The 13,171-nt window shown below is 59.6% G+C and carries 15 protein-coding genes; 7 read left to right on the top strand and 8 right to left on the bottom strand.

Annotation, left to right across the window (positions count from 1 at the left end):
• The first annotated feature begins 193 nt into the window (after positions 1-193).
• The gene (gene gliR, locus ACA043_RS03630; RefSeq protein ID WP_497658635.1) at positions 194-1,210 is read left to right on the top strand and encodes an AraC family transcriptional regulator GliR; all 1,017 of its coding nucleotides are present in this window, start codon (positions 194-196) and stop codon (positions 1,208-1,210) included.
• 415 nt (positions 1,211-1,625) lie between these two features.
• Entirely contained in the window at positions 1,626-1,991 is a 366-nt protein-coding gene (locus ACA043_RS03625) for a DUF6124 family protein (protein ID WP_187676624.1), read from the top strand.
• A 227-nt stretch (positions 1,992-2,218) separates the two neighbouring features.
• On the opposite strand, the gene ACA043_RS03620 is transcribed toward ACA043_RS03625, so the two are convergent.
• From ACA043_RS03620 to mdaB, 7 genes are all read right to left on the bottom strand, one after another.
• Positions 2,219-2,587 carry a glyoxalase superfamily protein gene (locus ACA043_RS03620; RefSeq protein WP_187676623.1) on the bottom strand — a complete coding sequence of 123 codons (369 nt, stop codon included), beginning with the start codon at positions 2,585-2,587 and terminating at the stop codon, positions 2,219-2,221.
• 118 nt (positions 2,588-2,705) lie between these two features.
• On the bottom strand, positions 2,706-4,163 hold the full coding sequence (locus ACA043_RS03615) for an N-acyl-D-amino-acid deacylase family protein (protein ID WP_497658634.1): 1,458 nt from the start codon (positions 4,161-4,163) through the stop codon (positions 2,706-2,708).
• Between the two features lies 1 nt (position 4,164).
• A complete protein-coding gene (locus ACA043_RS03610; protein ID WP_489881296.1) occupies positions 4,165-5,025 on the bottom strand; it encodes a MurR/RpiR family transcriptional regulator in 861 nt (286 codons plus the stop codon).
• Between the two features lie 15 nt (positions 5,026-5,040).
• A complete protein-coding gene (locus ACA043_RS03605; protein WP_401270467.1) occupies positions 5,041-6,390 on the bottom strand; it encodes a GntP family permease in 1,350 nt (449 codons plus the stop codon).
• Between the two features lie 310 nt (positions 6,391-6,700).
• A complete protein-coding gene (locus ACA043_RS03600; RefSeq protein ID WP_497658633.1) occupies positions 6,701-7,594 on the bottom strand; it encodes an NAD-dependent epimerase/dehydratase family protein in 894 nt (297 codons plus the stop codon).
• A gap of 103 nt (positions 7,595-7,697) precedes the next feature.
• A complete protein-coding gene (locus tag ACA043_RS03595) occupies positions 7,698-8,609 on the bottom strand; it encodes a LysR substrate-binding domain-containing protein (RefSeq protein ID WP_187676617.1) in 912 nt (303 codons plus the stop codon).
• A 191-nt stretch (positions 8,610-8,800) separates the two neighbouring features.
• Entirely contained in the window at positions 8,801-9,391 is a 591-nt protein-coding gene (mdaB, locus tag ACA043_RS03590; protein ID WP_497658632.1) for an NADPH:quinone oxidoreductase MdaB, read from the bottom strand.
• A 182-nt stretch (positions 9,392-9,573) separates the two neighbouring features.
• Here mdaB and ACA043_RS03585 point away from each other — a divergent pair, with 182 nt between their 5' ends.
• Entirely contained in the window at positions 9,574-9,888 is a 315-nt protein-coding gene (locus ACA043_RS03585) for a putative quinol monooxygenase (protein WP_497658631.1), read from the top strand.
• On the opposite strand, the gene ACA043_RS03580 is transcribed toward ACA043_RS03585, so the two are convergent.
• A complete protein-coding gene (locus ACA043_RS03580; RefSeq protein ID WP_497658630.1) occupies positions 9,878-10,642 on the bottom strand; it encodes a sulfite exporter TauE/SafE family protein in 765 nt (254 codons plus the stop codon). The two genes, ACA043_RS03585 and ACA043_RS03580, sit on opposite strands and share 11 nt — an antisense overlap.
• A 134-nt stretch (positions 10,643-10,776) precedes the next feature.
• Here ACA043_RS03580 and ACA043_RS03575 point away from each other — a divergent pair, with 134 nt between their 5' ends.
• The 4 genes from ACA043_RS03575 (at position 10,777) to ACA043_RS03560 (ending at position 13,156) form a co-directional block, all read left to right on the top strand.
• Entirely contained in the window at positions 10,777-11,658 is an 882-nt protein-coding gene (locus ACA043_RS03575) for a LysR family transcriptional regulator (protein WP_497658629.1), read from the top strand.
• A gap of 46 nt (positions 11,659-11,704) precedes the next feature.
• The gene (locus ACA043_RS03570) at positions 11,705-12,280 is read left to right on the top strand and encodes an NAD(P)H-dependent oxidoreductase (RefSeq protein WP_401270448.1); all 576 of its coding nucleotides are present in this window, start codon (positions 11,705-11,707) and stop codon (positions 12,278-12,280) included.
• A 47-nt stretch (positions 12,281-12,327) separates the two neighbouring features.
• Entirely contained in the window at positions 12,328-12,699 is a 372-nt protein-coding gene (locus ACA043_RS03565; protein ID WP_401270446.1) for a MerR family transcriptional regulator, read from the top strand.
• A 106-nt stretch (positions 12,700-12,805) separates the two neighbouring features.
• Positions 12,806-13,156, top strand: a complete 351-nt coding sequence (locus ACA043_RS03560) for a cupin domain-containing protein (protein ID WP_016770579.1) — start codon at positions 12,806-12,808, stop codon at positions 13,154-13,156.
• The last annotated feature ends 15 nt before the right edge of the window (positions 13,157-13,171 follow it).

The raw sequence follows: 13,171 nt of genomic DNA, 5'->3' as shown, positions 1-13,171 counted from the left end.
AACGCCCCCTGCAATCAATGAAATCATTGATTGCAGGCTAGCACATCCCATCATGCTCAAATCCGGCAATCTTCCCGGCGGCGCATAGCAGCCTCACCGCATTCCACGCTGGGAATTTACTTCAGCCATGGTTTGCAACTACCTTTCAAGGCACTCATCCGCTCACGCGCGCCTTGATCCAGGAATGACGATCATGCAATCGCTTGGCTTCACCTCCGTTCCGCCGCTGCTCAAATACCTGCGCCACGCCGAGCATTTGGGTATGGCCATTGAGCCTGCGTTAGCGGCGGCCGGGTTGCAGGCGCAGCAGTTGAGTGACAACACCCTGCGTTTGCCGGGTGAGGCGCATGAAAAGTTGCTCGATTATTTCTGCGAACACTCGGGTGATCCGTTGTTCGGGCTTAACGCGGCGAAATTTGTGTTGCCCAATTCCTGGAGCGTGTTGGGTTACATCACCATGAACTGCGCGACGCTGGGCGATGCCATGAGCCGGATCATGCCGTTCGAAAAACTGGTGGGCGACATGGGCGTGAGTCGCGCCGAGGTGCAGGACGGCCATGTGCATCTGATCTGGAGCTGCCGTTATCAGCGCCCACGGATTCGCCGGCATCTGGTGGAAAACGTGCTCGGTTCGTGGTTGCACTATGCGCGCTGGATTGCTGATACGCAGGTGTCGCCTGCCGCTGTCTGGCTGGAACATTCGCGCCCGGCCGAGACGACGTTGGCGCAGTACGAAGCGTTTTTCGGTTGTCCAGTTTTGTTCGATCAGCCTTATTCGGCGCTGATTGTGCCGATGGCGTATCTGCAATTGCCGTTGCGCCAGGCCGATGCGCAATTGCTGCGCACGCTTGAGGAGCATGCGATGGGGTTGATGGCGACGCTGGAGGACGCGTCGCTTGCGCAGCGAGTGAAAAACATCCTGCGTCAGTTGCTCAAGGAGGGTTTGCCGCGCAAGGAGCAAGTGGCCGGGCAGCTCAAAGTGTCAGTGCGTACGTTGCAGCGTCAGTTGCAGCAGGCGGGGACGTCGTATCAGCAGATTCTTGATGATCTGCGTCAGGAACTGGCTGAGCATTACTTGCTCAACAGCAACCTGCCCATCCAGGACATTGCGCAGTATCTGGGGTTTACCGAACCGCGCTCGTTTCATCGCACGTTCAAGAGCCGGCGGGGGATGCCGCCGGGGGAGTTTCGGCAGACGCATCGGGGGTGACTGTGCGGGCCTCTTCGCCGCCCGTATTCCGACAGGCAAATCCTCAATCTCTGTAGCGCAATAAACCCATTCCACCCTAGCCGTTTAAAGACACTCAGTGTTACGCCCGAAAGCCTACAAATCCTTGCGCCGCTGCCTACGCCTACGCCAGAATCCGCCGGCTTGTGCGCCCCGGAGCCCATCGGTAACTTGAGTCCGTCACTGATTTCCAGTGATCGGGTTTAGTAGCCCGAGGTAATTCGCTTGGTCGTACATTCATCACAGGTGCTTGCGTACCTGAGTTTTATGGTGGCTGTACGTAGGGCGCTTCGGCGCGCCGGCTTAAGCTGAGTTCCCCGGTCTACTAACCTGCGTACAGCTGCCACCCCTTCGTTTAGTAGCAAAGGGTTGGGGCTCAATGAAGGGAACACAGCTTATGTTCAAACCAACGCCTAACCCGCCGGTCACCGACCCGGGCTCTCCTTACGAATCGCCCGATTCAAAGAAATTCCACGACGCCGCCGAACGTGCCCTCGACCACTATCTCGGCCCACCGACCGCCGCCATCATGGCTGCGCCCTACAAACCCAACGCCCTGTACATGGCACACCCCGAGGCCAACACCGAATCCCTGATCGCGGACGCCAGTGAAACCCTCGGCTCGGCCATCGTGTTGCTGCACAACCATGTCGCGATGGTTGAAGGCACGCACCGCAAGACCCTGCAAGGCATCGCTCAGGTGGTGATGCTGGCCGAGTTGGCGGTCAATCGAGTGCTGGATAAGTTAGTGCCGACCGAGTAACGGAAAAACCCGCTGTCAGGCAGAACGGGTTTGGCAGCGGCCCTCACCCCAGCCCTCTCCCGGAGGGAGAGGGGGCCGACCGAGGTGTCTTGCGCTGTACATCGACCTGAACGCCCCGGTCGATTATGGATTCGGTCAATCACTTTCAGGTCGGCGTACTTCTCAAGCATCCCCCAATCAGTCCCCTCTCCCTCCGGGAGAGGGCTAGGGTGAGGGGTTTTTCCAGCTCAGACGCTGATCGCATTGGTAAACACCAACCGATTGCCAAACGGATCAGCAATGGTCATGTCCTGGCTGCCCCATGGCATCGCCTGAATTTGCGGGTGCGAGAATTTGTAGTCCTTGGCCACCAATTGCTGCTGAAACGCCTCCAGCTCATCGGTCTCAATCCGCAATGCCGACCCCGGCGTCGCATCACCATGGTGCTCGGAAAGATGCAACACACACTCACCCCGCGACACCTGCAGATACAACGGGTAGTTCGCTTCGAAACGATGCTGCCAGTCGATCTTGAACCCGAGGAAGTCGACGTAGAATTCTACGGCTTTGGCTTCATCGAAAATCCGCAGGATCGGGGTGGTTTTGCCGAAGCTCATGGGGTGCTCCCTGACTGGTTGGCCCAAGAGTTTAGCTGGGCTTGATGTCAGCAATTCGGCTTGTTGATGGCTTTCTTTAATTGCAATGTGCCACTACTGTGACGCACTGCGCGAAACTTCAACAAAAGCCGTCACGCAAATCGCCCTGCCGCGCAAGAAAACGCCCTTCCCTTCGGCCATTTGCCTTTCCGTCGCGATAACTCAAAACGCCGTTGACCCAAACGCCGTCGATGCCCTGTGCCGCGCGTTGCGGGTCATTGAAATCCGCCACATCACGCACCGTCGCCGGATCAAACAACACCAGATCCGCCCAATGTCCTTCACGAATCTCACCCCTTTCCTTCAGCCCGAATCGCGCGGCCGACAGACCGGTCATCTTGTGCACGGCGGTGTGCAGCGGAAACAGCCCGACGTCGCGACTGAAATGTCCGAGCACCCGTGGGAAAGCGCCCCACAAACGTGGATGCGGGAACGGGTCTTCCGGTAGTCCGTCAGAGCCGACCATCGACAACGGATGCGCGAGGATTCTTCGTACATCGGCCTCGTCCATGCCGTAATACACCGCACCCGCCGGTTGCAGGCGTTTGGCGGCGTCGAGCAGCGGCAGGTTCCATTCGGCGGCGATGTCGATCAGGTCGCGGCCGCTGACTTCCGGATGCGGCGTCGACCAAGTGATGGTGATGCGGTGGGCGTCGGTGACTTGCTTCAGATCCAGCGTCGATGAACTCGCCGCGTAGGGATAGCAATCGCAGCCCACCGGGTGAGTTTTCGCCGCCTCTTCCAGCGATGCAAGCAACTGCGGACTGCGCCCCCAGTTACCGACTCCGGCACACTTGAGGTGGGAAATGATCACCGGTGACTGTGCGTGTTTTCCGATGCGAAACGCCTCGTCCATTGCCTCCAGCACTGGTGCAAATTCGCTGCGTAGGTGGGTCGTGTAAACCGCGCCGAATGCCGTGAGCTCTTCGGTCAGTTGCATGACTTCATCGGTGGAAGCGTTGTAGGCGCTGGCGTAGGCCAGGCCTGTGGATAACCCAAGCGCACCGGCCTCAAGGCTTTCGCGTAACTGCTCGCGCATGGCGCTGATTTCTTCCGCCGTTGCGGTGCGAAACAAATCGTCGAGGTGATTGCTGCGCAGTGCCGTGTGCCCAATCAACGCGGCCACGTTCAACGTGGTATTGGCCGCTTCGACCGCCGCGCGGTAATCGCTGAAGCGTGGATAAACGAACGCTGCGGCAGTGCCGAGCAGGTTCATCGGGTCCGGCGGATTGCCTTTCAAACTGACCGGTGAGGCGCTGATTCCGCAGTTGCCGACAATCACCGTGGTCACGCCTTGGCTAAGCTTGGGCAGCATCTCGGGTTGGCGGATGACCACGGTGTCGTCATGGGTGTGTACGTCGATAAAACCCGGCGCCAGCACGCGGCCGGCGGCGTCGATTTGTTCGCTGGCGGTGGCGTCGTGCAAGTCGCCGATTCGCTCGATGCGACCATTGAGAATCGCCACGTCGGCGCGGTAACCGGGCGTGTTGCTGCCGTCGATGATCAGGGCATTGCGAATCAGCGTGTCGTATTGCATGTCAGTCTCCCAGTGGCAGGTGATCGTCGCCGCCACGGTATTCGTCGAGGGCGAGTTTGATCCGCCGCAGACGCTCTTGATTGTCTTCAGGATTGACCAGCGCCAACTCGGTGGCGAGCACGTCGATGGCGAGCAACATGCCGTAGCGCGCCGCCGTCGGTTTGTAGATGAACGAGGTTTCTGCGCCTTGCAGCGGCAGGACGATGTCGGCCAGTTCGGCCAGTGGCGAGTCGGCGCGGGTGATGGCGAGGATGCGTGCGCCGTAGTTGCGCGCCAGTTCGACGGTTTCCAGCAGTTCGGGGGTGATCCCGGTCAGCGAGCAGACGATCAATACTTGCTCGGCGTTCAGGCTGGCAGCGGTGACGCGCATCATCACCGCGTCGTGACACACCGCGATCGGGTAGCCGAGGCGCACCAGCCGCACCTGCAATTCATCGCTGCACAGGGTCGAGCAACCGCCCATGCCAAACGCGTGAATCATCCGCGCCTGGCCGAGCAATTTCACCGCGTCGGCGAAGCGTGATTCGTCGAATCCAGCGAGATGCTGACGCAGTGTGGTTTCGATATCGCCGACAATCTGCCCATAAAACGCCGACTGCTCAGGCGTGCCCGCCGGGTCTAGAAAGCGACTGCCGACGCCGCTGGCCTGGGCCAGTTGCAGACGCAGATCGCGCAGGTCACGACAGCCGACGGTGCGGGCGAATCGCGACAGTGTGGCGGTGCTGACTTCGGCCCGTTGCGCCAGATCTTCGAGGCTGGCGGAGGCGGCAAAGCCAACGTCGTCGAGCATCAGTCGGGCGATGCGGCCTTCGCCGGCGCTGAAGGAATCCTGGCGGGCGCGGATCTGGTAGAGGATGTCCATGGCGGCGGGCTCCGGTTACAGCAGGTAGGAAAGGCCGACGGTCAGACCGAAAGCGACCAGCGAGATCAACGTCTCGAGCACGGTCCAGGTCTTGAACGTCTGCGCGACCGTCATGTTGAAGTATTCCTTGATCAACCAGAAGCCGCCGTCGTTGACGTGGGAAAAGATAACCGACCCGGCGCCGGTCGCCAGCACCAACAATTCAGGATGTGGATAACCCAGACCGATGGCGACGGGCGCGACCACGCCAGACGCGGTGGTCATCGCCACGGTTGCCGAGCCAGTGGCAACGCGCATCAGCGCCGCAAACAGCCAGCCCATGATCAGCGGCGACAGGTGGAATTCGTGGGCGAGGCCGACAATCTGATCGGTCACGCCTGCGTCCACCAGAATCCGGTTCAAGCCGCCGCCGGCGCCGACCAACAAGGTGATGCTGGCGGTGGGCGCCAGGCATTCATTGGTGAATTTGAGGATCGATTCGCGGTTGAAACCCTGGGCAATCCCCAGCGTCCAGAAGCTCAGTAACGTTGCCAGCAACAGCGCAATCACCGAGTTGCCGATGAACAACAGGAATTGATTGAAACCGCTGCCCGGCGTGGAAATCAGGTTGGCCCAACCGCCAATCAGCATCAACACCACGGGCAACAGAATGGTCGCCATGGTGATGCCGAAACCCGGCAGTTTGTCGCGCGGTTCACGGTCGAGAAATTGTTTCTCCAGCGGGTTATCCGCCGGCAACTGAATACGCGGGACGATGAATTTGGCGTACAGGGGACCGGCGATAATCGCCGTCGGAATGCCGATGGCAATCGCATACAGCAGCGTCTGCCCGACCGACGCCTGATAGACCTGCACCGCGAGCATCGCCGCCGGGTGCGGCGGCACCAGCGCGTGCACCACCGACAAGCCTGCAACCATCGGCAGGCCGACCATCAGAATCGACACGCCGACCCGCCGCGCCACGGTGAAGGCAATCGGCACCAGCAACACGAAACCGACTTCGAAGAACAGCGGCAGCCCCACCAGAAACGCGATGCAGACCATCGCCCAGTGCGCGTTTTTCTCGCCGAATTTGTCGATCAACGTGCGCGCCATCTGCTCGGCACCGCCGGACTCGGCCATCATCTTGCCGAGCATCGTCCCCAGCGCTACCACCAGCGCAATGTGCCCCAGCGTCTTGCCCACCCCGGCCTCATACGCGCCCACCACACCGGATGGCGGCATGCCCGCCACCAGCGCCAGACCGATGGAAATCAGGGTGATAACAATGAACGGATTGAGCCGGTAACGGGCGATCAGCACGATCAAAGCGATGATGGCGACGGCGGCATAGACCAGCAGCCAATAGCCGAAGGAAGGCGTCATGCGGTACTCCTCGAAAGGGTCACGTTCGAATGGGTTGTGAAACTCATAAATCATTTCGAGATCGAGTTTTCAAACCACATGAAAGTAATTTTCGTGGAGAGGTAAGAGGTGTCGCTAATAGATATGCCGTGTCGCGATTAATGAAAATCGAGGGGCGGGATTTTCATGTTTTCAGGCAACAAAAACCAATGTAGGAGTGAGCCTGCTCGCGATTGCGGTGTGTCAGAACATAATTGTTTGACTGATACACCGCAATCGCGAGCAGGCTCACTCCTACAGGGGCACTGTGGTAATAGTGGAATTGGTGGGCTTACACCATTTCGTTACGAATCCATTCAACCACCGACGTACGCTTCGGCGCCCAGCCCAGCAATTCGCGGGCATGTTTGCCACGTACACGGCTGTTGGAGCCGAGGCCGTAGTTGGCCATTTCGTAGCCCCATTCGGCTTCGGCGTCTTTCAGTGGCCAGTCTTGTGGCTGGTCCAGATTCAGCGCTTGCGCCATGGCAGTGGTCATGTCGATGAACGACGCTTCGCCGCTTTCAACGAAGTAGAACGTGCCCGGGACGTTTTTGGTCAGCGCCAGCAGGTACAGCGCAACAACATCTTCGATGTGTACGTTGGACCAGATGTTCTGGCCGGTGCCGACATGGCGCACCACGCCACTTTTGCGCGCCTGTTTGAGCAAGCGCGGCAACTGCACGCTGTCGCGGTTGACGCCCAGGCTGTGGCCGTAGATCAGGGTGTTGCAGATCACCGCCGAGTTCACGCCGTCGTTTGCCGCTGCGAGGATCAGGTTGTCGATCGCCACGCGGGCGGCTTTGTCGACGGTCGGTTCCGGCAGGTTGTCTTCGTAGTAGATGACGTCGCTGGACTTACCGCCCGACGCATCGCCGACGATGCTCGAACCGCTGGTGTGCAGGAATACTTTGTTGGAACCGCGCACGGCGTCGAGCAAGGCTTCGACCGCGCCGCGATGGTCGCTGCTGGCGGCGTTGATCACCGCGTCGGCGGCGCGGGCCTGTTCGGCGAGCAGCGTTTTATCGTCGAGGGTGCCGATCACCGGAGTGATACCCAGAGCTTTCAGTTCATCAGCCTGCTCAGTGCTACGCACCAAGCCAGTGACGTTATGCCCGGCCTGGACCAGACCGGTGGCGATGGAGCCGCCGATAAAACCGGCAGCGCCGGTAACAAATACGTTCATGGAGAAACTCCCTGCGTGAATAAGTGATGGGACGAGTATCGACCGACGAGCCCTGTGGAAAAACCCGTCCTCACCCAATTCACTCTTGCGCAGAGGTCACGAATCAGCCCTTGAAATCGGCGCTGGCGTAGGCGGCGAGTTTGCTCTGGATGAAGTCGAGGAAGCACTGAATGCGCAGCGCCAATTGCGAGTTTCGGTAGTACACGGCATTGATCGGCTGGCGATAACCGCTGTTGAATTCCGCCAACACCACTTTCAAACGCCCGGCGCGGATGTCCTCAATCGTCATGAAGTGCGACAGGCACGCGATGCCCTGCCCCTCCAACGCCAGGTGCCGCACCGTCTCGCCGCTGGAGGCGCTGATCGCCGGGGTGATCGGCCAACGGTCACCGTGCACGTAACGCAGCGGCCATTGGTTGAGGCCTTCGTTCTGGGTGAAGCCGAGCAAGGTGTGTTCGCTCAAGTCCGCCACTTGTTGCGGCGCGCCATGTTTTTCCAGATACGCGGGACTGGCGACGATCAGCAGCGGACTGCAACCGAGCGAACGCGCGTGCAGCGTCGAATCAGCAAGGGTGCCGATGCGGATGGCGACGTCGGTGCTTTGTTCCAGCAGATCAATGATCAGGTCATTGCTGTTGAGTTCGAGCTGGATGTCCGGGTAGAGCCGGCGGAATTCGTCGATATACGGCACGACCGCATGAAGCATGAACGGCGACGCGGCGTTGATCCGCAGGCGTCCGGACGGGGTTTGCTGGCGTGAGGACAGCCGTTCTTCGAGTTGATCCATCTGATCGAGAATCAGCTTGGCCTGCTCGAAGAAATACTTGCCCTCCTCGGTCAGATCCATACGCCGCGTGGTGCGGTTGATCAGCGTGGTGTCGAGCTTGGCCTCCAGCCGCGACAACGTCCGGCTGACAGCCGATGGCGTCTGCCCGACCTGCTCGGCGGCGGCGGAAATCGAACCGCATTCGATCACGCAGACGAAAATCTGCAACTCATCGGATCTGGCTTTCACGGGTGTCCCTTAATTGATCGTCGGCACAAATTCATTGTGGAGAGAGAACACCTTTGTGGCGAGGGGATTTATCCCCGATGGACTGCGCAGCAGTCCCCTTCTTTATCAGGATCAAGAGCGGGGCCGCTGTGCGACCCATCGGGGATAAATCCCCTCACCACAGATAAATCCATTTGCCAGAGGAAAGCACCTCAAGCCTTGAGAGCGAACACCTCTTTCAGGTGCTGCTCATAACGCGCCACATCGTTTTCGATGTTCGGGCGTTTCATCACGTCTACACAGAGGAACGTCGGCAAAGCAGTCATGCCTAAAAATTCGTTGGCCTTGTGAAACGGGAAGTACACGGCGTCGACGCCTTTGGCTTCGAAGAAATCGGTCGGGTCATCGAAGGCTTGCTGCGGCGCGTTCCAGGTCAGCGACAGCATGTATTGCTTGCCCTGAATCAGGCCGCCGCTGCCGTACTTCTGCGACGCATCGGAACGGGTGCGGCCATCGCTGGCGTAGAGGCTGCCGTGGCCTTCGGTGAAGACTTCGTCGAGGTACTTTTTCACGGTCCACGGCGCGCCCATCCACCAGCCCGGCATCTGATAAATGATCACGTCGGCCCAGAGGAATTTGGCCACTTCTTCGGCGACGTCATACCCATCGTCGATGAAGGTGGTCTTGACGTCGAGACCGCCGCGATCCAGCACGCTCAGCGCGGCTTCGTGCAGGGTGGCGTTGTAGCGACCGTCGGAGTGGGCGAATTTTTTACCGCCATTGAGCAACAAAACTTTTTTCATGAGAAAGCCTCGGCGCAGCCATTGGGCTGGAGGGAGAAGGGAAAATTGAATGGCGGCAGATTAACGATCTGCCTCGCACGGAATAAGCCAGGGTTGCGCAAAATACATTTGAGTAAAACGCACGAATCCATTGCGGATTGTTGCCGTAGCATTCGCAGCCATCAGAATTTGAGGAGTTTGTGATGACTGAACGTCTGGGTTTCATCCTGCACGCCAAGACCCGCCCGGAAAAAGCCGAGGCTTTCGAGGCGCTGTTCCGTGCCTACGTTGAGCCAAGCCGCGCCGAGCCGGGCTGTTTCGAGTACCACATGCTGCGCGATAAAGAAGATCCGACGCTGTTCATCTTCTACGAGATCTGGGAATCCCAGGCGCATCTCGATGTGCATTCGACGCTGCCGCACATGAAGCAGTTTTACGATCAGCGCATGGACTATCTGGAGCGCGATTTCGATATTCGCCTGATCGACATGCTCAGCGAAGCATCGGCTAACCGCTGATCAGCAAATGGGCGCCGAGCATGCCCAGACCGATAAAGAACACGCGCTTGAACAGCACGGCGCTAATCCGCTGACGCAGCCATTGGCCGAGCAACATACCAAGCACCGCCGGGATAAACGCCAACAGCGACGCACTCAATTCGCCGCCGCCAAGGGCGCCGCGCCAGAGCAGTCCGGCGGCCAGTGCCAGGGTCGAAACGGTGAAGGACAAACCGAGCGCCTGCACCAGTTCATCGCGACTTAAATTGAGCGCCTGCATATACGGCACAGCCGGGATGACAAATACGCCGGTGGCCGACGTGATGACGCCAGTGATGACACCGCAGACCGGGCCGAGCCACGGTTCATGACGCGGCTTGATGTGCAGCGTTGGCAGGAATAATCCGCTCAACGCGTATAGCAACAGCGCCGCGCCGAGTCCGCGCCCGACCCAATGCCCACCCGCCATGCCGATCCACAACGTGCCGACGCCGGTACCGAGGAAGATCATCAACAGCATGGGCCACAAGCGTTCGATCAGCCCTTTCAAGTGACCGCCGAATGCCAGTTGCCAGAGATTGGTCAGTGTGGCCGGAATGATCAGCAACGCCGCAGCCTGTGACGGTGCCATAGCCAGACCAAGCAGGCCCATGGCGACGGTGGGCAGGCCGAGGCCGATCACGCCTTTGACCAGGCCGGCCAGGACGAAAGTGACGATCACCAATACAGACAGGGCGAGACCGAGGTTTTGGTAGAAATCTGCGAGTGTATTCATGGCGCTAATGTGCGCCGGTCGAGGGCGGTTGAAAATCTGCCATATACTGAGGTTGCCTCTCTCCATACAAGAGGCTGGCATTTTCTTTGAAGCTTCGGGCCTCAGCCCGGACACCACCACTCCAGAGGCTACCCATGCACTTCGACCTCACCGACCTGCGCCTCTACCTGCACATCCTCGACACCGGCAACATCACCGCCGGCGCCGCCCGCAGCCATCTGTCCCTCGCCGCCGCCAGCGCACGCATACGCGCCATGGAAGCCTCATTGGGCACCGATTTCCTGGAGCGCGGCCGTCGCGGCGTCACCCCGACAGCGGCCGGCAAAGCCCTGGCACAGCACGCCCGCATCCTCCTGCAACAGGCCGAACGCATGCAGCAGGACTTGGCCGAATACGCCCAAGGCGTCAAAGGTCAGGTGCGTTTGTTGTGCAACACCACCGCGATCACCGAATACCTGCCGGAAGTGCTGGCGGACTTCTTGCGCAGTCATCCCAACCTCGACATTGATCTGCAAGAGTTGCCGAGCGCGCGCATTACTCACGCCTTGCGCCAGGGCGCGGCGGATCTCGGGATTGTTTCCGACGCGGTGGACACCAGCGACTTACAGACCCAGCCGTTTCGCGACGATCCACTGGTGCTGATTCTGCCCCTCGACCACCCCTTGTCCGACGCTGCCGAGGTCAGTTTCAGCGACACCCTGCACCATGACTTCGTAGGACTGAGCGCCGACAGCGCCTTGGCGATCTACCTCGAAGAACAGGCCCTGCACAGCGGCACTCGCATGCAGATCCGCATCCGCGCGGATGGTTTCGATGGCGTGATCCGCATGGTCGCCCGTGGCGCCGGGTTGGCCATCGTGCCGCTGGCCGCCGTTGAGCGCGCAAAGCCGCAGTCATTCAAAAGCATCGCCCTCGATGAGCTGTGGGCGCGTCGCAGGTTGATGTTGTGCGCCAGGGATTTCAGCGCCCTGCCCAATTACGCCAAAGCCCTGCTGCACGCCTTGACTCTCCCCTAAGGGGCAGACTTCATCCTTGGCTTTTTCATCAGCAAGGACAGTGACCATGGGCAAACGCATTCTGCTGATTCTCGGCCATCCTTCGACGTCAAGCTTGTGCGCCGCACTCGCCGATGGGTACGCACAATCGGCACTCGATGCCGGACATGAAGTGCGCCAGTTGCGGCTGGGGGAACTGAACTTCGACCCGGTGTTGCGCGAGGGTTATCAACAGATTCAGGCGCTGGAAGATGACTTGCGCGCAGCACAGTCCGACATCCTCTGGGCCGAACATCTGACCCTGGTTTACCCGATTTGGTGGGGCGGCATACCGGCACTGCTCAAAGGCTTTTTTGATCGGGTGTTGCTGCCGGGTTTCGCCTTCAAATACCGCAAAGGCAAAGCCTTCCCCGACAAATTGCTGAAGGGGCGCACTGCGGATTTGCTGGTGACCATGGACACGCCGCCCTGGTATTACCGCTGGTTTTATCGCATGCCGGGGCTGCATCAGGTACGCAAAACCACCCTTGATTTCTGCGGCATCAAACCACTGCGCACGCTCACGTTCGGCCCGGTGCTGGGCTCAAGCGATCAGCAGCGACACGCCTGGTTGCGACAGGTGCAGGCTATCGCGAGTCGCTGAGTGTGCTGATAATGCGCCGCACAGTTACACACTGAAAAAGGACTTTTATGTACATCGGCCAAGCCGCGCAACGCTCCGGCACCACCATCAAAAGCATCCGTCACTATGAGTCGATTGGTCTGTTGCCCACGCCCCGGCGACAGGGCAACTACCGCCTCTACGATCAACAGAGTGTCGAACTGCTGATCTTCATCAAATGCGCCAAAGACATGGGTTTCCGGCTCAAGGAGTTGCAGGTGATTTTCGCCGAGCATCACGGTGAGGCGATGCCGTGGGAGCGAGCCCGACAAGCTATCGAAATGAAGAAACGCGAAATCAGCGCGGCCCTGAGCGAACTCACCCGGCAATACGCGCAACTTGAAGTGTTCGAATCCAGCCTCGAACAGGCCAGGGTCAGTTGCCCGTTGGAAAAGCTATAACAGTCAGCGCGTTTCTGAGCAGCTCGATGTCGAGCACAGACAACTGACCCGCGACCGGGCGCTATAGGGTGCGACTTCAGTTCACAGCCAACCGCCCGGAGTTCTCATGACCGCGACCGCCCCTATCACCGTTCTGCGCGACACCCACCCACTGCCGGTACTCGACGCCTGCAAATGGGAAAAACTCGAAGGCGACCCGCACACCGTCAACCTCAACGCCTACACCAGCGAAGACGGCAGCAAGATCATGGGCACGTGGATTTGCACCCCGGGCAAGTGGCGCGTGGATTACGTGAAGTGGGAGTACTGCCATTTCCAGGAAGGCTACTGCGTGATCACGCCGGATGGCATGGCACCGATTCATCTGCGCGCCGGCGATATCTTTGTGGTCGAGCCGGGCATGAAAGGCACGTGGGAAGTGGTCGAGACCGTGCGCAAATATTTCGTGTTCGCCTGATGCAAAAAAGCCGGG

This window comes from Pseudomonas sp. LBUM1648 (genome assembly GCF_059716145.1).
This window is presented reverse-complemented; position numbering and strand designations above follow the sequence as displayed.

What these genes read in the sequence shown, in the direction of transcription:
- ACA043_RS03600 (WP_497658633.1), bottom strand. Translation starts at nt 7,594, where the DNA reads ATGAACGTATTTGTTACCGGCGCTGCCGGTTTTATCGGCGGCTCCATC.
- mdaB (WP_497658632.1), bottom strand. Translation starts at nt 9,391, where the DNA reads ATGAAAAAAGTTTTGTTGCTCAATGGCGGTAAAAAATTCGCCCACTCC.
- ACA043_RS03575 (WP_497658629.1), top strand. Translation starts at nt 10,777, where the DNA reads ATGCACTTCGACCTCACCGACCTGCGCCTCTACCTGCACATCCTCGAC.
- ACA043_RS03580 (WP_497658630.1), bottom strand. Translation starts at nt 10,642, where the DNA reads ATGAATACACTCGCAGATTTCTACCAAAACCTCGGTCTCGCCCTGTCT.
- gliR (WP_497658635.1), top strand. Translation starts at nt 194, where the DNA reads ATGCAATCGCTTGGCTTCACCTCCGTTCCGCCGCTGCTCAAATACCTG.
- ACA043_RS03565 (WP_401270446.1), top strand. Translation starts at nt 12,328, where the DNA reads ATGTACATCGGCCAAGCCGCGCAACGCTCCGGCACCACCATCAAAAGC.
- ACA043_RS03605 (WP_401270467.1), bottom strand. Translation starts at nt 6,390, where the DNA reads ATGACGCCTTCCTTCGGCTATTGGCTGCTGGTCTATGCCGCCGTCGCC.
- ACA043_RS03625 (WP_187676624.1), top strand. Translation starts at nt 1,626, where the DNA reads ATGTTCAAACCAACGCCTAACCCGCCGGTCACCGACCCGGGCTCTCCT.
- ACA043_RS03620 (WP_187676623.1), bottom strand. Translation starts at nt 2,587, where the DNA reads ATGAGCTTCGGCAAAACCACCCCGATCCTGCGGATTTTCGATGAAGCC.
- ACA043_RS03615 (WP_497658634.1), bottom strand. Translation starts at nt 4,163, where the DNA reads ATGCAATACGACACGCTGATTCGCAATGCCCTGATCATCGACGGCAGC.
- ACA043_RS03570 (WP_401270448.1), top strand. Translation starts at nt 11,705, where the DNA reads ATGGGCAAACGCATTCTGCTGATTCTCGGCCATCCTTCGACGTCAAGC.
- ACA043_RS03610 (WP_489881296.1), bottom strand. Translation starts at nt 5,025, where the DNA reads ATGGACATCCTCTACCAGATCCGCGCCCGCCAGGATTCCTTCAGCGCC.
- ACA043_RS03560 (WP_016770579.1), top strand. Translation starts at nt 12,806, where the DNA reads ATGACCGCGACCGCCCCTATCACCGTTCTGCGCGACACCCACCCACTG.
- ACA043_RS03585 (WP_497658631.1), top strand. Translation starts at nt 9,574, where the DNA reads ATGACTGAACGTCTGGGTTTCATCCTGCACGCCAAGACCCGCCCGGAA.